This is a genomic window from Chryseobacterium viscerum (assembly GCF_002899945.2).
Classification (GTDB): Bacteria; Bacteroidota; Bacteroidia; order Flavobacteriales; family Weeksellaceae; genus Chryseobacterium; species Chryseobacterium viscerum.
On record NZ_PPEG02000009.1, the window covers coordinates 1 to 21,025 of the forward strand.

The window sequence follows — 21,025 nt, forward strand, 5'->3', positions numbered from 1 at the left end:
ATTCCGAACACAGAAGTTAAGCCCACCAGCGCCGATGGTACTGCTAACGCGGGAGAGTAGGCCGCCGCCAGTTTTTATTTTATTTTTAAAAAGTCCTTTATCATACGATAAAGGACTTTTTTGTTGTTATATACCTACACCACCCAACCTCTATAATATACTTGAGATATCCATCTCTACATCCAATCCTCCTTATCTTCTATTTTCCAGCTCATTCCTCATTGCTCATTACCCATTCCTGCTGAGCCATCTTTCAATCTTTAATTGAGCTTCATCATCATTATTATTATTATTATTATTATTTATTTCGGTTAATAGGATTATCCCAATGATAAGTTTTGGCTAAAGCCAGATGGAAATGGAGTTTTTGACCAGAACGGGCTTCCTTCGACTAAGCTCAGGATTATAGCCCGCTCCTATTGAATATCATACATGGAGAATAATCAAAACTGATCAATCACATCCCGAACCTCGGATCTCGAAACGCGAACCCCAACCTCGGATCTCATAACTCATAACTTATCATTCAATAATCTATCATCGTCATTTTAAGGGCATAAACAGCTTATCATCGGTAAAAGCTATTGGTGTGTAAAAAAGAAAGATAAGCCTTCAGAACCCATCTTATTTTAATCCAAAAGAAATAAAAAAACCGCTTCTATAAAGAAACGGTTCTTATTTATGGCATTTGAATTGAAATCATATTGAAAAGAAACTTTAATTTGCTCCTACTGTAAAGACTATTTGTGCACTATATGTTGCCGCAGGAATGGTTACAGAAACACCCCCTATCTCCAGCTGCACATTCATGGCAGAATAGTTTACACTGTTGCCAAGACCTAATACTCCGGTAAAAGTGATCGTTGAAAGCGTTACAGAGCCGGCTTGTGGTATTTCTATAAAATTGACATTTCCACCGGAAATTGTAGCGGTACATAATACACAAAGACCGGTGATCGCTGTAGTACCACCACTTCTTTTTGCGTAAAGTTTCAAAGCACTATTCCAGGAAGTGGGAACATAGTGCATACTGATCTTGGCACCTGCACTGCTAAGGAGATTTAGAAAAGATCCGGGTAAATTACCCGATAATGTTAATTGGCTTGGATTGTCATAAGTTCCGGTATAGTTGGTTCCAGCCTCAGTGATTGTAGGGACACTTACCGTCCAGTTAGTTCCCGCAATATTTATGGTTTGCCCCTCAAGATAGCTGCCCATTATTAAAGCAATAATGTATAGATATCTTTGTAAGAGTATTTCTCTGAGAAAAGGACTGTTGATTTTCATTTTTAGATTTTATTCTGTGATGGTATAGGTAACTATAATAGATGTATTAGCCTGTGCTTCTAAGTTAGAATAAGTATTAGTAGCGAGCGAGAAGGTAAGTGCATGGCCATTATTAGGACCATTACCAGTATATGCCCCTCCAATACCACTAATGATTGTAACAGGAGTAGTTGTAAGAATAACCTGCCCTGAAGAAGTACCTAACGTTCCTCCGCCTGCTCCCGAAGCCGCTGCTGCCTGAAGTCTTATATTCACTCCAGGGATAAGTTTGTTAATTGATGCCGTAATTTTTCTGGTAGGCCCTGCGGAGGCAATAGCAGAAGTGTAGTTGACCCATTTGGATGTGTTGGGAGTTGGAACCCCTAAAGCATTTCCAGCCTCAGTAGGTGCTGTAAAATTTAAAATAATATTTCCCGTAGGTTCAATATCCATTAAAGTTACTTTAGGCAATGTAAGGGTAACAGTGGTACTGGCAGTCTGGGAATAGATACAACCGGATGCAATAAAAGACACTAGTAATAATATGGGACGGATCAAAATCATCTTTTCTTTTTTATTTCATTATATCCTACTTTTAAGGACTCCTGTTGGTATTTTATTTCTATCTGCTGTTTGACAACATTGATGCTCAATTTCTTTGTTTCTGTAGGTTTTAAAGTAAACTGAAACTTGTCTGTTGAAATTTTATAGCGCTTATCCAGACCATTGCGGTACACTTTTACAATCCAATCCCCTGGTCGGAGATAAGTGAAATCAAAGTCGTCCCCAATGAAGCAGATCTTACGATAAGTCTGGTCATTACTGGTGGCTTCTACAATGATACTTTCCCTTTTCTTCTTTCCTTTTATAGCCTGCAGCTGTTCAATATCCGTTTTATCTTTTTCTCCAGTTTCAAGGAACTGAATATGTCCTTGAACATTAGCGGCAGTTGTTAATCCGAAATTTAAAGTATTTTCTTTATTAATAAGCGATATTGCCGCTGGAAAAGTTTGGGTCGGAATATCACTGATATCCGTCGTTGATCGGTCTATCTCCAGAAAATAATTGCCCGGGATAACATTTTTAAATAAATAATTGCCTTCTTTATCTGTAATTGACAAATAACTTCCGAGCATCAATTTTATTCCCTCAGTTTTTTTGATGCCCAGATTACTGATATTACCCGTTAAAGTTACATATTCAGCCGTTTTCTGTACCGGAATATTAGGGCGCCATGTATACCGCATTGAAAATATAAAATCCTTATTTCCTATTTCTCCTCTTTGTAATGAATATCTGCCTGAAAGATCAAGTTCATTTCCCGGGAATAATTGCTGATGGAACAAAAGTTCAAATAAATTCCTGTCTTTGAAATACTCTTCCGGCATATAATTGTTCTGATAAAAAAGGCTTAAGCTGGTCTTGTCAGAAAACCGGCTGAAGATTCTTGCTCCATAATAAAAGTTTTTCTGATTTTCGAGCTGATATCTTGAACTGATGGCATAGCTTCCAAATAGATTAAAGGAAGTTCTGAATTTCTGAAATGAGAGATTAGCAGAATAGAAACTAGAGTTGCCGCTAAATCCAAGAAGGTAATTATCTGTTTTCCCAAACTGCCCGTCAAGATTTATCTGGAATACACCTATCTGTTGATTAATACTGATTTTAAAATACCGTTCATAATAATCAAACTGTTTAGGTTCCAAACGATCCTTGTAAGTTTGATAGCCGTTATTAAGGATGATAAAACCACTAGGCATATATTTGTATTGTAGCCCATATTGGACATATTTTCGATAAGGTGCTGCCAGTAATAAGGTATCCCGTTGAAAATTTTTGGCGTCCTGCATATAATTGGCAAAAACACTCAGCTTTTTAGAAATATTGTAATAAATATTACCGTTAAAAGTATTGGTATTCGTGAAATATCCTGCAAACTCAGGGCTTGCTTTCATATACATTAAGCTTCCATTGAATCTTTCAAAATTAGCTTCGGCCTGAACGATATAAGCTGTACCATCTGTTTTTTTTGTTGTACTGTATGCTGCTTCACCGGAAAGATTAATATTTTTTGTGATTTTAAATTTTCCTTTAGCATAAGGAAGATGGGCATCAGAGTCTAGCCTTACATCACTGTAATTGATCTCTCCCTTTCTGGGGGTCTTGTAAAGATATCCTACAGAAATTTGAGACTCTTTTCTGATCTTGAAAGCTGAATAGAAATTAAACTCATCTTTTATATCCCTGAAAAATCTGGGATGGTTGTAAAAACCACCGAAACTTACTTTATTAAAATCATATCGAACTTCTGCTCCTCGGCCATATCTTGCAAACTCTGTGAGGTATGAAGAAGAATAAGTTTTGTCACCAAGATGAACCGAAAATTTATCCCGTTTATAATTCACGAAATACTCCTCATATTGAGTAAATGTATTGAGCTCTATAGGATTGTGCGTGACAGCACGGAATTCAATCTGGTTTTTATTGTCCTTATCAAGTGTTCCCTTACCGTAGATTTCTCCCTGAAAACCATCATTATACACTCCCATATTCTGCATTCCAATGAAAGATAACGAAACAGCAACGGGAAGCCTGTGATAAATGTCGTTTTCAGATGGTTTTACTGATATCACCTGAGTGCTTATATAGACACTCTGATTGTCTTTGAAATTACCTTTCGAATAGACCGAAAGATTAAGGTTCTGAAATTCGTTTTGGGAAAGTTCAGGATTTGTTGCTTTGTGAATCGTTATGATTTTTGAGTCATTGGGTGCCAATACTAATGATGATTCATTATCAACAATCGCATTTTTACTTTCCAAGATAATATCTTCTGTTACATTGCCATTATTTTTTAAAAGAAAAGAAGCGCGGATAGTTTCTCCAGCCCTTACAAACTCTGGCGAATTCAAAGCTGTGACAGATATATTCCGGTTTCCGGAAACCGTTATTTTTGAAGTTTTTGCAAAGGATATTCCATTATTTCTGTCTGTAATATTCAACGTTACAGAATAAATACCCTGACCAGTTTCTGTTGCAATACGTAAAGGAACCAGATAGACTGATACTTCATGAGCAGCAATTTGAAGTTCTCCTTTTGCTAAAATTGGGATGATATGTGGACTTGAGGTACCCACAGAAATATCATATGTCCTGTTTTCAGCTGAATTATTTTCTAATGTGAATGGGATAGAAGTAGACATTCCCGGTAATAAACTATCTTTTTTACTCATCAATCGGTTAGATTGCTGTTGAGAAAAAATAAATACCGGGAATAATGATATAATAATAAATAAAGTCCAAGTTCTAATCATTTTTTACTTCTAATTCCACATTGAGTGCAAATGCATTCTCCTCTTCATCAGTTGCTATAATTGCTGCTTTATATTTTTCAGGAGGTACTTTACTGATATCAATGTAAAATGTTTTGGACGTATTGGGCAGCAGTCCCATAGTTAAACTTGAATACGTACCTAATTTTTCCCCCGTCTTACGATTATAGATTTCAATAGCCGTTGTTGGTTTACAATAAAGATTGCCATTGTTTGCAATGGCCACCATTACAGTCTGCTTTCCCTCTTGTTTTTCTACTTTTACGCTTTCAAACTTAAGGATTGGCTTGGCTTTTTCTGTTTCAGAATCTGTAATGATCTGTATAGCATATCGTATAACAGAAGTAATGTTTACTCCTGCTTTATTGTCACTAGGCTTTATGTCCTCCACCGGTTCTACAATGATGACACTCCAATAGCTTCCGGGATCAATGGCTTGATTGGGAACCGTAATTTCATAAAATACCTCTGTTTTCTCCTTACCTTTAAGAGTAACCAGGTTGGTATTAAGTTTTACCCATTCTCCATTAGAACGTTTATTGGTATGCAGTGCTGTGTAGTTGATAGTTCCGTCAGCCTGGTAGGTGAAGTCCTGTAAAAACAATTTTACACTTTGAGGATTTTTGCTTGTATTTTCAATGGCAACTTTTCCTTTGTAGACCTTTCCGTTTTCAATTTTGTAAGAATGCGTAAGCCCGTTGAGAATCACAATACCGGCATGTAAAAAGCTGAACTGCAATATCAGGGTGATCAAAAGAAGAATACGCTTTATCATCATCATTATTTAAAGTTTGGAGTTAATCATTAATAATACAAAACCAGGAAGAAACTGAATGTCAGCTTCTTCTTGTTTTCGAATGCAGAAAAGAATTTTATTTAAATTCTAATTATCTGATATTGTATACGTAACGGTAGCTACTACAGTAGCTGTTGCCTGTAAGTCTGCATAAGCTGCCACCCCTCCAGGGCCGCTTCCTGCAGCAAGAGCATACGTAAGATTGTGGCCGTTATTAGCTCCATTTCCTGTAAAAGCACTTCCAATTCCAGAAATAATAGTCTGGTCACTACCAGTTAATGTAAGCAGACCTGCAGAAGTTCCTAATGTACCTGCTCCTGCTCCGGTGGCAGCCGCCGCCGTTACATGAAGATCTACTCCAGGAATGATAGCGTTCATTTTTACGCTTACGTTACGGGTAGGATCTGCCACAGATTTAATAGAAGAGTAATTAAGCCATAAAGTAGTATTGGCCGTAGCTGGAATAATAGGATTTCCTGCTTCTGTAGGCGCTGTAAATCCAAGAATAATATTTTTCGTGGCAGCCGGTTCAATATCTACCAATGCAACTTCGGGAATAGAAATGGTAACCGTGTGGTTATCTGTAGCAAGGTCTTGGGCGCTCAGATTCCCAGACAGAGCAAACGCAAATAATGACATTGCAATAGTTAAATTTAATTTTTTCATGATACTGATAATTAGTTAAGTGAATATAACAAAATTCAGTATAATTTGAAAAAAATATATGATAATTTTTATATTGATGCTTATTTGCGTTATGTAATGCATTATAATTGAAAGATGTTTTAAAGATAACTCAAAAAAAGACCTGTACTTTTTGGTACAGGTTTTTGTAGATATTTGAATCTTTTTTTTATGCCCAATGCGGATCAGATACAGAAACTTTTCCGGTCTCTATTCTTCCTGCAAAATGCCATAGATGATCGTTTAGCGTTAATTTCAAATCATACCAGCCTTTATTTTTATCAAGATCGATACTGATTTTTTCTTCCGGTTTTTGTACAGAAATTGTTTTTTTAGTTTTTCCGTACAGATCTTCCATGCTTATGGAAATATTTTTGCTTTTGTGGTTTCTGATAATCAGTTCAATCTGATTTTTTGAAGTCATATTTAGCAAAACTATCTCTAATTCTGGAATATTGCTTCCCTTAAACTTCCTGAAAAAGCCATTGGGACCGAAAACTTCATACTCATATGCTCCGGAATGTACAGCATGGGACAATTCCTGCTTTGCATATAATGCATATGAAAAATGATAATGAGTACTGTTGAATTGAGTTCTGTCATAGATAAGCAAAGGAACTCCATTCTCTTTTAAATTGCTCATTTTTATATTCCCGCCTTCCAGATTGACATGAAAATGATAAGGCAGCGGATTAGATGGTTTCAGCCCTCTTTCCTGAATTTCAAGTAAATGATTATTAAGCTCACTTTCAGAATACCATTTTAAATTGGGAACAGGTTTGTTTTTGGCTGCATTGATGGTTTTAGTATACTCTTTCTGATCCAGATAATTCATCTGTGGAGCTTTTACACTGGAAGAATTGAAGGCAGAGGTAAGATCTCCGCATACCGCTCTTCTCCAGTCACTGATATTGTCAACATGAACATTCTTACTGAATTTTTTCATGATAAATTTCTCCAGAAACTGCAGCACAGACGTGTGATCTGAAACTTCAGAATTGACAAAACCTCCTTTTGTCCATGGTGAAGCGATGATCATGGGAACTCTATACCCAAGACCTACGGTTCCTTCAATTTTTTCATAATTTTTTAATGAAGGATTTGACATATATTCCTGAGATTGATCTACATATTCTACTCCTTCTTTCCCATTCATATCCACAGGCTGGCTTGGATTCACCGGTGGTGCAAAAGGAAGAACGTGATCAAAATACCCGTCATTTTCATCATAATTGATGATAAATATTGTTTTTTTCCAGGTTTCAGGATCTTTGGTAAGAATATTCAACACCTCAGAAATATACCATGCCCCATACCATGGCGATCCCGGGTGATCAGAGAAATGTTCGGGAGCTACCAGCCAGGAAACCAGTGGAAGTTTTTTCTCTTCCACATCTTTACGGAACTGGAACAATACATCACCTTCCGGAACAACCAGTCGTTCTCCGTTTTCATCCTTTCCGATTTCCAGATTCCAGTAATCGGGGTCGTTTGCATTGGTCGTGAAAGCTTTTTCATGAAGGTTTTTTTCCTCTTTTGAAAGCTTTGAATAATTATCCGGATGGTATTTTACCTGATCTTCCTGAACTTCGGCCATCATGGCTTCCAGTCTTTCTTTCTGCTTAGGATTTTTTTCAATCTCCTGTTTCAGATAAGCTATGATATTAGGGATATTCTGATAATATCCTTTTGAAAACTTTACGTTGAATTTTGAAAACCATTCAATCGGATTGTCAGTGAAATTACTTAGCCAGGCTTCCTCTTCTCCGGACATTCCTTTTGGAAGGCTTATTTCATTCTGATAAATTCTCCACGAAACATTCTGCTGTTCCAAAATCTCCGGGAAACTTTTCCATTTTGCCTGTTTCGTTTTGTCATAATCAATATTTTCGTTGACAACATTGGCTTTTACTTTTCCGTTTTGCTCTTCTCTTAATGTTCCGGACCATAGGAACAATCTGTTTGGAGTAGTTCCGGTAAGGGATGAGCAGAAATACTGATCGAATATGGTAAAGGCATCGGCCAGCTGATAATAGAACGGAAGATCCTCACGGTTGTAATACCCTAATGTCAACGGAATATTTTTATAATCTTTATTTCCTGAAGCTTTAGCCTGAAGCCACTGGTCATATTTTCCTTTGTTCAGAGCTTTTTGTTGATCTGCCCATGAGTGGGGCAGGGAACTCATCCAGGTTGATTTTGTATTTCTTAAATCCAGACGGGCAGGAGATGCATATTTTCCTTCGTCATTCTTTTGAAAGAAAACGGAATGTCCATCCTGCTTTACAAAAGCTCTTTTATCCAGGAAACCCCTCACTCCTTTGAGGGCCCCAAAAGCATGGTCAAATGAGCGGTTCTCCTGCATCAGGATTACGACATGTTCTGCATCAAAAAATGTAGACTGGGCAGCCGGATCAATGGCTAAAGCTTTTAAAATGGAAGGATGAAGAACACTTGAAGTTCCCAATCCTGCTAATAAAAGACTTGATTTCTCTAAAAATTCTCTTCTGTTCATATTCAATCGTAATAAGAAAGAAACCGCAAGTTAATAGGATTTTCCTGCGGTTTCTTTGTTTTATATAAAATTAATCAGATTTCTATTGTAACCACCAAGGTTTAGAGTTAATATTATCATTTCCTCCATACTGAGCGGCTATTGCAGCTTTTAAATTAGTGCTGTTATAGTTGTATTCAGACTGTGGATATCTGAATCTGAACGGTGCAGCAACCCCATCTTTCAGAGGATAGTTTGGATATCCGGTTCTTAAATAATCAAAATAGGAAGTCCATTGTGCCTGATGGAACATCGTCATATATTTTTGGGTCATGATTTTTTCCACCTGTGTCTGCAAAGGATCAGCATTATTATAAACGACCAATGGCGTTGCCAGATATTGGTTCACATCAAAACCTGAGAAATATTGTCCCGGATTTTTTACATAGGTCTGATAAAAACTGAAACTTGCTTTGATGGCATTATCATAATGTGTTTTTGCAGATCCGGAAATCCATCCTCTGGCAGTAGCTTCTGCCAGAATAAACTCTAATTCAGAATAGCTCAGCACTGAAGCCGGCTCATTGGTTGGATCTTTATAAAAACGGTCGTTCACTTTAGAGATGTTTTTTGCCGTGATCAGAGCAGCATTGTCAGAATAAGGAGAAGTGGGGTTTCCTCCGTTGTATCCTGTGTAATCTGTGATGGCTTTTCCGGCTTCTTTAGCTCCGGTAGTTTGTGCTGCAAACGTAAACAGACGCGGGTCTTGTCTGCTTTTGAATAGATTGATGAAATAGTCTGCCATATACAAACTGGAACCATATCCGCTGTTGTTAAACATGGTATATCTGCTGTCTGCAGCATCCGCAAACTTAAGCTCACCGTTGTCTGCAATAGAAGTCATCAGAGACTGGCTTCCTGCAATAGAAGCAAATTCTGTAGCAATATTATAACTTCCTACCGTAGTTTTTTTTGATAGAGTGATCAGAACTTTCAGACGGAATGAGTTGATGAGTTTCTTCCATTTTAAAGCATCTCCATTATAAACAATATCACCTTCAATTTTATCATTGGTATTAATAAGATCATTGGCTTCTTTCAATTCTGATAAAATTCCGGACATGATGGCTTCCTGGCTATCATACTTTGGTTGTGTAATTCCGGATTCTCCTTTTGCAGCCTCAGAATACGGAGCACTTCCTACTTTTAAGCTGATATTGAAAAAATGATAAGCTCTCAGAAATTTCCCAATAGCGGCATAGTTTTTATTCTTTGTCTTTTCAGCTTCCTGCATCATTTTTCCTGTATTCAGGAGTCCTTTGGTGTAGACTTCAAAAGAGGTATCATTCCATTTCATATACTGGTATGCATTTTCACCATCCGTACCAATCATCATTCTTGAGGCATACATATTATCACCGTTTACCTGAAACGTATATTTTTCCACATAGGTCAGAAGAAATTTAGGATCAATGCTGGCCTGATCATTAGGGTTTTCATTGATTTTATCAAGGTTGGATTCACATGAAGCCAATGTCAGAAGTCCTGCAGCAAATATAGATTTCATCAGCCACTTTCCCGTTTTACCTTTTTGCCCTTTCACTTTATTGATATTATTTTTCATTGTCTTGACGTACTTTTTAGTTAAAACTTAAGATTAAAACCGATTCCGAACCATCTGCTCGAAGGATCCTGAATATCGTTTTCAGTTTTTGCCTGGAAATCAGGGTCAGAATAAAGATTCTTTGATTTTTTCCACATCGCCAGGTTATAAGCAGAAATATTGGCAGTGAAACCTTTTACCATTCCTTTTGGGTTCAGTAATGAAGAGAAATCGTATTCCAGTACTACAGATCTAAGCTTAATGAAAGTTCTGTCAAAAACGTTAGCAAACTCTTCACTTTCATCCTGCGTTACTCTTGCCTGATATGGATAATTCTGCGCCCAGTCCTGGAAGCTTATCGCTTTTGTATGTGGAGTATAAAGACCTGTTGTTGGATTAAAATTAACCCCATCCGGTACAAAATAATAGGATCCCGGATTTGCATATTCCTGATCTCTATACGCTACGGAATTAGGATGTTTTCCTCCCCACCACATTTTTTCTACTACCTGCGATCTCATTACACCTCCGATGCTTCCATCGATTCCAATATTTAAAGTGAATTTTTTGTATTTGAAAGTGTTGTTGAAACCAAAGGTCCAGTCCGGATTGAAATGTCCCAGGTTGCTTGGTGCATTGGCTCTTGTCGGCATTCCTGTATTGGCATCAAGAATAACTTTTCCATCCGGAGATTTTTGCCATGTATAATCATAATAACTGTCCATTCTTTCACCTAACTTGATGTTTTTGTAGTTCGGCATATTGTCATAGATGGAAGTCAGCTTTTGCTCATAAGTACTCCAGTTGATCAAAGTTTTCCAACTGAAATCAGCGGTTTTTACCGGAACCAAACCAAGGGAAACTTCAAATCCTTTGGTAGTATACTCATTCCCGTTTACATATTGAGAAGTGAAACCTGATGATTCTGCAGCCGGGAACTGAAGAATATTATTATAATCTAATGTTCTGAAATAAGTGGCATCTAAGGTAATTCTGTTGTTCAGGAAACCTGCGCTTAACCCTAATTCATAAGATTTTGTCTGCTCCGGCTTCAGAGAGTTTTCTATGTTCAGAGTGGTTGGATAATAATACGTAGGATTTCCGTTGAACGTAACTCCTTGATTATTCAGATAATAATTTCTGATAGAATAAGGCTGGAAGTCATACGCTACTTTGGCCCATGAAGCAGAAAGTTTCAACATATTAATAGATTCCGGCAATTTTACAAGGTTTGAAATAACCGCACTGATGGAAGCTGAAGGATAGAAGTAAGATCTGTTGGCCTTAGGCAGAGTAGAAGACCAGTCGTTACGTCCTGAAATATTAATGAAGAAAGCATTGTACAACCCGATATCAATCGTAGAATAAGCACTGTAAATCAACTTTTCCTTCAGATAGGAATAATTTTTCAGGGCGCCGATCGAGTTTTCAAACGTGTACACTTCCGGAATTTTCAAACCGTCCGTAGATCTTTCGTTATTATTGTTTTTATAATAAAAAGCTGAACCTCCAGCATTGATTGTAAAATCAAAGTTTTCAGATATTTTTTTCTTGTAAGTTGCCAGCACATCATAATTGAGGTTCCATGTTTTGTTATCCCTTAAAATATAACCTCCACTTCTTGGCGCATCGTAATTGAAATAGGAATAAGGGCTCAATACTTCCGTTTTGCTATGATTTTCCACAAGAGATATTCTACCCTTTACTGAAAGATCCTGGGTAGCCTTATACTCTAAAGCGGTCTGTGCGTTGATGATATTCGTTCTGTTCTGATTTTTATAATACTCAGCTCCGAACCATGGATTATTGTACCAGGCGTAGTTCCAGTTGGCTTGTGCCGTTCCTTCCCTTCCCGGAATCCACATATGATTTTTCAAGGCTTTTCCGTCTACATCACCTCCCATCCAGATCAGGATCGTGTACATATGTCCGCTTGGGTTGTAATTATAGTTGGGAATATTAGGAGTAAAAGCCTGGTTGAAATTGAATTTCGTATCAAATATTAATTTATCTCCCAGATGGTTCTCAGAAGAGAAGTTGATGCCGTATTTCTGAAGATAGGAATTAGGAATTCGATCATCATAATTCATGAAGTTTCCTGAAAACCTGTATATATCTTTATTATCTCTATAGCTGATGGCGAAATTATTGTTGTTAATTACCGCAGGCTTTAAGAAAGTACTTAAGTTATCGTGGTATTTCCAGTCGATTGGAACTCTTTCGTATCTTGATTTATCATCATATTGAGTTCCTGTCACTGCTCCATACCATGGAACTACTTGCCCTGTTACTTTATCTCTGATAGGGCTGTTCCATTGGGCAATCTGTAAACCCGGAACAAATTTTGGTCCCCAGATCATATCTCCATCATTCACCCCACCATCAGCTCCGTCCCAGAATTCATATTTTCCGTGAGAACCGTTACCGTATTCTGTCTGGGTTTTTGGAAGATTGGTAAATCCTCCTGTAATCATGGTATTCTGAGAAAATTCCACAGAAAACCCTTTCTTCTTAGCATTTTTTGTTGTGATCAAAACTGCTCCGTAACGACCTCTTGAACCATATAAAGCGGAAGCGGTAGCTCCTTTCAATACGTTGATGTTTTCAATATTGTTAGGATCCAGATTCTGGAAAACTTCTCTTTCGACAATTACCCCATCAATAACAAAAACCAGGTTGGAGTTTCCTCTTAAAGTAAACTGTGGTGCCTGCTGCATTCCTGTTGGGTTGGAAACATTCAGACCGGCTACCTGCCCTGAGAATAAATTACCAATACTTGGAGTGGTGATGGTTTCAAACTGTTTTGTTCCCACTTCCTGAGTAGAATATCCAATCTTTTCTTTCTTCTTGGCAATACCTAATGCGGTAATCACAACCCCTTCAATCTGTTTTTCGTTTGGCTTTTTTAAAACAACAGAATACTGTTTTTTGGAAGAAACCTCAACGGTATAAACAGAAAAATCAGGAGCAAAAAACTCAAGAATGTCTTTAGGGTTTGCAGAAATGGTAAAATTACCATTTTGATCTGTAGTAGCAGTCTTTCCTGTGTTTTTGTCGGTGATGTTTACACCGGAAACACTAGAACCGTTTTCTGATTTTACATTTCCTGAGATATTGATTTCCTGAGCGGAAAAATAAAGGGGAAGTAAAAAAACGGCAAAAGTAGCTAGAGTCTTCTTCATTTTTTTGAAGACAAATTTAGCGGAGCACTGTTACCTGTATTTTAATGAAGTATTAAAATAAAAATACGATTTTAATATTTTTTAACAGAAAGAATTAATAGAATGGTAAAATGAAAACAGTCTTTCGTATAAGGACTTTTGCTTTATTGTATTATAAATAGTAATATGATAGGAAGCTGAAATATTGGGACAAAATTTGCTGTATTTCTAGAACCTGCTCAGGATTCCCCAGTGAATTTTGATATCATTAAACTTAAAAGGATTTCCGAACTCGTTACCATTAGACAGTTGGAAACTCATCAGACCGATAGGAATGAAGAAATTAAAACCAAGCCCCACACTGTAGAGTTTAGGCTTTACTTTCAGCGATTTATTATTGAGCTGTCCGTATTGCCCAAAGAGATCGAAAAAGGCCTGATTACCGATCAGATAACGGTATTCCAATCCTCCATAGTAGTAAAAGTCGGCGGCGAGAGAGTTCTCATTGAATCCCCGCATGGAGTTCCAGCCCCCGAAACGGTATAATTCGTTGGCAGAGAATTCTATTTTAGAATCCATCATGGCGCCTTCAGCCTTAATGTTCAGGAAGTGGTTCCCTGAAATATGGTAATTATGTTCCCCAAAGAAATAAAACTGGTTTTGGGTAGCTTTGATATTATTTTTAGAATAGGTTGTTGTTAAAAAGTCATATCCCGCATTGATCCTTGTTTTATAAAGGAAAAGGTCGATATCGGTAGGTTCGGTCATTTCAAACCATACCCCGATCCCATTTTTGGTATAATCTTTTCCCTGAACGTACAGGGTGTCAATAATGGTTGAGCTTTCCAAAGTTGCTCTTAAACCGATTTTATTTCGATTGTTGATATGGTAATAAAAAGCCGGAAGGAATTTTACGTTGGCAAATGTAGAATCCTGTCGGTAGATATTTACTTTTGTATTCATCCCGACATTTGATTTGAACAGGTACGGAATATCTACCTGCAGATCAAAATTCTGTCCTTTATCAGGGTTTCTCTGCCAGTATAAATTGACAGTTTCAAAACCGTTGAACATATTCCTGAAATTCACATTCATGGTACCGTTTAACGTAAACTTGGAGCTTTTGTCGTTCCCGAAACCAATTACCCCATCAAAAGTATTGGTCTTTTTCTTTTCCAGAAACAGGTAAATACTCGTAGAGTCTTTTGTAAATAAGGTTTGTGGTTGCCGTTCAAGAGTCAGGAAGGGATGGCTCTGAAAAGTCTTATTGATAGCCAGAAGGTTTTTGTCATCGTAATTTTTGCCTTTAAATTCCTTTTCCAGGTTTTTGATGAATCTTCTGGGAACTTTTTCATATCCTTTAACGACAAAATTATTGATCGTTCTTTTATCATTCTTGTTAATGTCAAGTTCTACAATAGGATAACCGTTTTTCTGTCCTTTAAATTTAGATTTTATTCTGCTGAAAGAATACCCATCATCTATATAAGTTTTGTTGATGCTTTTCTTGGTGGAATCTAAATTTTTAGTAAAAAAATCTTTCTGAATCTTTAGCTTCTGGACAAGAGAATCGGTAAGGCTAACATAAGTTTGATTAAAATTCTTCCCTTTATCATAGAAAATTTCGGTGCTGTCGCCCTTTATTTTTACCTCTTTCAGTTTGGTAAAGAAATAATTATTCTGGGCCAATGAGTCCAGGAACTTTACGGCAGAAGTGGAATCTTTTACTTTTTTTCTGACCTTGGTTTCTGTATCAATCAGCCAATATTGCTTCTTCTGCGCTTGTGTAAAAACGCAGAACAGTACAAAAAATATTTTCAGAAACAGTTTCAATCCCAAATGTACAAGTGATGAAATTAAGTGTAATGATAAGATAAAACGTAAAGCAAAGCTTGTCTTACTCATTCTTTACCACTTAATCCTTCTTAATGGTTTACAAATTATATTATTAATTAGCTTTCTATACAACTGAAACTAGTCCAGTTTATTATACTTCTTCATCAAATTCTCGTAAGTTCCCTGTGGAAGAATCCATTTCAAAGGAACTCCGATTTTCTGCCCGAATTTACCAAAATAATAATGAGCTTTCCATTTATTTTTTGCTAAAAGTTTTTCAATGTATTCTGCCACTTCCAAAGGCTCAGTTCCATCATTCACATGAGAATTCATCAGCGCATAAACTTTGTCAAAAACATTTTTATATGGTTGTGAAACCTGTGCTATAACTCTGTTTTCTGCAATATTAGTTTTGATATCTCCCAGATGCAGTGAGCATACCTCAATATTCCAAGGGTATACTTCATACCTCATCGCTTCCGTTACTTTGTCCAGAGCAGACTTTGAAGCTGAATAAAATCCACGGAAAGGCAGACCCATTTCACTTCCGATACTGGATACATTGATGATTTTTCCAAATTTATGTTCACGCATCTTCGGAAGAACAGCGCTCATCATTTGTACAGGTCCTGCAAGATTCAGACTGAAAAGTTTTAAAATATCTTCTTTGCTGGAATCTTCCACAGCACCTACCATTCCCATTCCGGCATTGTTGATCAGAACATCAATTCTTGTTTCTGTTTTTAAAACCTCAGCAACAGCATTCTGAACAGCAGTGTTATCGGTAACATCAGTAGGGATAGACCTGAAATATTGGCTTTCTGTGTGCTTTCTGCTTAATCCGTATACTTTATGCCCTTTTTTTCCAAAATATTCGGCCAATGCAAACCCGATTCCTGATGAGGTTCCTGTAATGATGATGGTCATTGAATTCGTATGATTTTATTGTTTTTATTTTTCTTCTGACATCCATCAGACCATTTTGCAGATCTGTGTTCAAAAGTAAAATCTATTTTCAGCAAATGTAAAAAAAGAAATAGGAACTCTGCCACTTATTATTTCTGAAATGGCTTAAATGCTTGTTTTGATATTTTTTTCAAGGGATGATAAACTTAAAATAAAGTTAATCTCAATCATGCATAGAATATCAACGGAATGATTACTTTTAATTACATATATTGTTGATTGTGAGTGTTTTATTATTGCTGTGTGGTAGGTGATGTCTGTAAAAAGCTAAAATTTCTTAATAAAAACATAAGGAAACCTTAATGAGTGGTGGGAGCGGACTGGTCTAATTTTGCACCTAATCAAAAAGGATATCATGAATGTATTTAAAATCCCTGTCTCAGTAACTTATTTAACGGGTAGGGTATTACTTATTGGTGCAATATCAGCTTCACCGATGTTCCTCGCTCAAAAAAAAGACAGCTTAAAAGAAAAATCCATCGACGAGATTGTCGTTGTAGGATACGGAACACAGAAAAAAAGTAAAGTTTCCGGCGCTGTTTCGGAGGCTTCACTGGATAAGCTTACTTCCAGGTCTCTGTCTGGGGTAGGAGAAGTTCTTCAGGGTAAAGCTCCCGGAGTAACAGTAGTGAACGAAGGTGGAGATCCTAACGGAGCACCTAAGGTAAATATTCGTGGTCTGGGAGGAATCAATGGAGAAACTCCTCTTTACGTAGTAGATGGAGTGGTTTTTAACGGAACACCGTCTATTAATCCAAACGATATACAGGATATTTCTGTACTTAAAGATGCTTCTGCCGCGATTTATGGGGCAAGGTCTTCCGGAGGGGTTATCCTTATCACCACTAAAAGAGGGAAAAAAGGAAATCTTACGGTAGATTTTGATGTTAAATACGGAGTGAATCAGGCATGGAGACTGAAAGAGTCTCTGAATGCAGCTGAATTCCAGGATGTAATGTACAAGGCCTATGAAAATGCCGGAAAACTGGGCAGCTTACCAATCGCTTTTAACCCTAACCAATATCCTGACGGAAGAATTACCAGAACAGACTGGATGAAAGAAATTTTCAGGACAGGAACTATTCAGGAATACAATGTCAACCTAAGCGGAGGGAGTGAAAAATCCAGATATTTTGTGGGAATGAACCACAGAAGTCTGGAAGGAATTCTATTGAATACTCAGGCAAAACGATACAATTTCAGAGTCAATTCTGAACATAAGGTAAAAGACTGGTTGACGATCGGGGAAAATATGTACTATAATTACTCTGACGGAAATACAGCCGATACAAAAAGTGGGTATACAGGAGCTTTAGTGGCTGCCATGTATTATCCTCCAAATGTCCCGGTGTATACTCCTAACGGTGCATTCTCTGGATTGCCGATTGATGTGGCAGGAGGTTACGGAGATATGATCAACCCGGTTGCTTATCTTAAAAGGATCAGCATTAGAAATCCTACCCATGAGATTTTAATCAATCCTTATGCTGAAATTACTTTAGCAAAAGATTTAAAATTCCGTTCCAACTTCTCACAGACGTTTAAGCTGGGGGATGTAAAGAACTTTACGTACAGAGTATTGGAAGTCGGGAAAATTTTTGATACCAATAATTTAGAATACCAGTCTAACAACTCATCTACAGCACTTGCAGAACAGTTGTTAACCTATAAAATTTCTGCCGGACAGCATAATTTTGATTTTCTTGGAGGCTTTACTTTCCAGAAAACAATTGATGATGGTTTTGTAGCAAAATCTTACGACTTCAGAAGTGAAGCTGAGGTTTTCCAACATCTTCAGAATGCGGCGGATACTAATAAAGATGTTTCCAGTTACCGATTCAAACAGTCTTTGGTTTCTTATCTGGCGAGAGTAAATTACGACTATGCAGGAAAGTATATCGTAAGTTTATTGGGAAGACGTGATGGTTCTTCACTCGTAGCAAAACAAAACAGATTTGCAAACTATTATGCGGTTTCCGGTGCGTGGGTGGTTTCGAAAGAAAACTTTATGCAGGAAATTTCATGGCTTTCAAGTCTGAAACTGAGAGGAAGCTATGGTATTCTGGGGAATCTTGGAGGAATTTCACCACAAGCTGTGAATCCATTGATGACGAGAGATAATAATGTTATTTTTGGACAGGATCCTTCACAGAATATTGCGTATTACGCCACTACACGTCCAAATCCGGATCTGAAATGGGGGAAGTCTGAGCAAACCAACTTCGGGGTGGATGCTTCATTCTTTCACAACAGCCTTTCTTTACAGTTCGATTACTTCATAAAGAATTCCAAAGATCAGATCTTCAACGTAAGCTTACCAAGTACGGCAACTTATAATAATCAGTATGTAAATGCAGGATTGTTCCAGGATAGAGGGTATGAATTAGGGATCAATTATAACAAGGTCGTTTCAGGTGATTTTACTTTCTCTGTCGGAGCGACAATGAGTCAACTAAAAAATACGGTAAAGCAGTTAGCTAATGTAGATGAGATATTTATCAACGACAATGGAGTAAGAGGAGTATTGAAACCAACCCGTATAAAAGTAGGTGATCCTCTATATTCTTTCTATGGCTATAAGACCGGAGGAATTTTCCAGACTCAGGAAGAAATCAACAATTATAAAGATGCCAACGGAAACCTTATCCAGCCGAATGCTAAACCCGGAGATATCAAATTCCTGAAGAAAGAAGGAAATACAGGAGTGCTTAATAATAATGACTTTGTCAATCTTGGAAGCCCCTATCCTAAATTCTCTTACGGATTCTCTTATAACATGACGTGGAAAAACTTTGATCTGAACCTATTCTTCCAGGGAGTATACGGAAATAAAATATTCAACGGAATGAAGTTTATTTCTTTGAACCCAGGTGGAACAGGACAAAACTATAATATGGACAGGGATATCCTGAATGCATGGACGCCTCAGAACACGAATACTGATATTCCAAGGCTGGTACACGGAGATCCAAGCGGTAATTACTCCAAAGTATCGGATTTCTATGTAGAAGACGGATCTTATTTAAGACTGAAGAACCTTACTATCGGATATTCATTACCGAAAGAGCTTTACAGCAAGCTGGATGTAAACAAAGTGAGAGTGTATATGACAACCAACAACTTGTTTACGATAACGAAATATACAGGATTTGATCCTGAAGTAGGAATGAATTCTTATGGTGTAGATACCGGAAGATATCCTCAGGCACGTTCATTCATCTTTGGGGTGGAGATCGGTTTATAATTTTTTAACCAACAAAAAGTAAAAAAATGAAATTATTCAATAAAATATTTTTAATCTCAGGAATATCTGCAATGCTTTTATCGTGTACAGGAGAGCTGGATGTTCAGCCGGAAGGCACCCCTACAGAAGCCAGTTTCTGGAAAACAGAAAATGATCTGATTACCGGAGCAAACGCCATGTATAAGCCTTTATTCGACGGAGAATTTTATGGAAGAGGATTGTTCTGGTTTATCAATGCCAGTGATGATATGGTAACCGGAAGAGCGAAAAGTGAAGCGGATAATGCAAAAAACTTCAGCAGCAACTACATCGCAGCAGGAGATCTTGAAACCCAGTGGAACAAAAGATACAACGTAATCGGAGTTGCCAATCGTGTGATCCGTAATATTGATAATATCCAGACTTCACAGGCTATCAAAAACAAATATCTTGGAGAAGCTTTGTTCATGAGCAGCAGAATGTATTTTGAACTTGCCTATTCTTACGGGAATGAAAAAGCAGGAATTCCTATTATTGACCGTTCAAAAGATCCTGATCCCAATCCGATTCCGAGAGCGGCAAACGTGATGGAAAATTATACTTACATCGTAAACGACCTGAAAAGAGCCGCAGAATTATTACCTACTCAGGCTGAGCTTCCTGCAAAAGATTATGGAAGACCTCATAAAGCTGCGGCATGGGCGCTTTTAGCAAAAGTATATCTGTTTATGAAAGACTGGAAGAATGCAGAATTTTGGGCTAATGAAGTAATGACGAAAGGAAATAGAAGTCTTCTGAACAATTTTTCCGATGTCTTCAAGGCTGAAAACAGCTACAGTTCAGAATATATCTGGTCTATCCCTGGAACGCCTAAGTTTACCGCATGGGGAAGTATTCTTCCGGGAGTAATGCTTGAAAATAAAGGATGGGGAGAGTATAATGGCTGGGGATATTTCCAACCGACTAAAGAACTATTTGACGAGTACGAAGCAGGAGACCTTAGAAGAAGTGCTACCATCCTGAAAATAGGTGACAAGTTTACATTTAATGGAAAGGAAAGAACATATGCTTCCAGCAATTCCCTTACCGGATACCAGTTCAATAAATATATGGATGCCTTCAAATATCAATTGAACAGCGGTCACGTGAGTGCTAACGGAGATTATCCATGTACAGACCTTGCGGTTCCGATCATGCGTTATGCTGAGGTAATTCTTATCAAAGCAGAAGCTTTACTGATGCAGGGGAAATCTGCAGACCAGGAGATCAATATGATCAGAGTACGTGCAGGTTTGTCTGCAAAAAATGGGTGTACCATGGCAGATCTGAAACATGAGAGACGTTGTGAACTGGCAGGTGAATGGGCAGACAGGCACAGAGACCTTGTACGTTGGGGAGATGCGCAGGCGGCGTATGCTAAGCCTCTGCACGGTATCAATGGACAGGTAGTCTGGGCAGCAAGAAACTTTAATCCAGCTGTACATAATGTTTGGGCAGTTCCTCAGGCTGAAATCGTAAACAGTCATGGGATCATCAAACAAAATGAAGGCTGGTAAAATTTAACCTTATTATAGGCTACTATATCATTGCAGAGATTTCTGTGATGATATAGTTTTTTCAAAGGGATTATGAAACGTCCATGGCAGATGTGGACATATACAGAT

12 protein-coding genes and 1 rRNA gene are annotated in these 21,025 nt (G+C 37.6%); 3 read left to right on the plus strand and 10 right to left on the minus strand.

Annotated features, from left to right (window positions below):
- Positions 1-73, plus strand: a 5S ribosomal RNA gene (rrf, locus tag C1634_RS26595); the annotation flags it as partial.
- Positions 74-717: 644 nt separating this feature from the next.
- Here rrf and C1634_RS19680 read toward each other — a convergent pair.
- The 10 genes from C1634_RS19680 to C1634_RS19725 all read right to left on the minus strand — a co-directional run bounded on the left by C1634_RS19680 (position 718) and on the right by C1634_RS19725 (position 16,099).
- A complete protein-coding gene (locus C1634_RS19680; protein ID WP_123921514.1) occupies positions 718-1,287 on the minus strand; it encodes a hypothetical protein in 570 nt (189 codons plus the stop codon).
- Between the two features lie 9 nt (positions 1,288-1,296).
- On the minus strand, positions 1,297-1,830 hold the full coding sequence (locus C1634_RS19685; RefSeq protein ID WP_103232634.1) for a hypothetical protein: 534 nt from the start codon (positions 1,828-1,830) through the stop codon (positions 1,297-1,299).
- The gene (locus tag C1634_RS19690) at positions 1,827-4,580 is read right to left on the minus strand and encodes a COG1470 family protein (protein ID WP_109739014.1); all 2,754 of its coding nucleotides are present in this window, start codon (positions 4,578-4,580) and stop codon (positions 1,827-1,829) included. The genes C1634_RS19685 and C1634_RS19690 overlap by 4 nt, the downstream gene beginning before the upstream one ends.
- On the minus strand, positions 4,573-5,373 hold the full coding sequence (locus C1634_RS19695) for a WxL protein host-binding domain-containing protein (protein WP_103232638.1): 801 nt from the start codon (positions 5,371-5,373) through the stop codon (positions 4,573-4,575). The genes C1634_RS19690 and C1634_RS19695 overlap by 8 nt, the downstream gene beginning before the upstream one ends.
- Positions 5,374-5,481: 108 nt before the next feature.
- Positions 5,482-6,060: a hypothetical protein gene (locus C1634_RS19700; protein WP_103232632.1), complete on the minus strand. Its 579-nt coding sequence runs from the start codon at positions 6,058-6,060 to the stop codon at positions 5,482-5,484.
- A gap of 187 nt (positions 6,061-6,247) precedes the next feature.
- Complete coding sequence (locus C1634_RS19705; RefSeq protein WP_103232631.1) at positions 6,248-8,593, minus strand: phosphocholine-specific phospholipase C; 2,346 nt, start codon at positions 8,591-8,593, stop codon at positions 6,248-6,250.
- Positions 8,594-8,675: 82 nt separating this feature from the next.
- Positions 8,676-10,196, minus strand: a complete 1,521-nt coding sequence (locus tag C1634_RS19710) for a SusD/RagB family nutrient-binding outer membrane lipoprotein (RefSeq protein ID WP_228410118.1) — start codon at positions 10,194-10,196, stop codon at positions 8,676-8,678.
- 20 nt (positions 10,197-10,216) lie between these two features.
- Positions 10,217-13,357 carry a SusC/RagA family TonB-linked outer membrane protein gene (locus C1634_RS19715; protein ID WP_109739015.1) on the minus strand — a complete coding sequence of 1,047 codons (3,141 nt, stop codon included), beginning with the start codon at positions 13,355-13,357 and terminating at the stop codon, positions 10,217-10,219.
- A 207-nt stretch (positions 13,358-13,564) separates the two neighbouring features.
- Positions 13,565-15,241, minus strand: coding sequence for a BamA/TamA family outer membrane protein (locus C1634_RS19720; protein WP_228410119.1), 1,677 nt, complete (start codon positions 15,239-15,241; stop codon positions 13,565-13,567).
- Positions 15,242-15,310: 69 nt separating this feature from the next.
- The gene (locus C1634_RS19725; RefSeq protein ID WP_103232629.1) at positions 15,311-16,099 is read right to left on the minus strand and encodes an SDR family oxidoreductase; all 789 of its coding nucleotides are present in this window, start codon (positions 16,097-16,099) and stop codon (positions 15,311-15,313) included.
- 394 nt (positions 16,100-16,493) lie between these two features.
- On the opposite strand from C1634_RS19725, the gene C1634_RS19730 reads away from it, so the two are divergent.
- Together C1634_RS19730 and C1634_RS19735 are read left to right on the plus strand one after the other, a co-directional pair.
- Positions 16,494-19,382: a SusC/RagA family TonB-linked outer membrane protein gene (locus C1634_RS19730; protein WP_103232628.1), complete on the plus strand. Its 2,889-nt coding sequence runs from the start codon at positions 16,494-16,496 to the stop codon at positions 19,380-19,382.
- A gap of 26 nt (positions 19,383-19,408) precedes the next feature.
- A complete protein-coding gene (locus tag C1634_RS19735) occupies positions 19,409-20,917 on the plus strand; it encodes a RagB/SusD family nutrient uptake outer membrane protein (RefSeq protein ID WP_109739016.1) in 1,509 nt (502 codons plus the stop codon).
- Positions 20,918-21,025 lie beyond the last annotated feature (108 nt).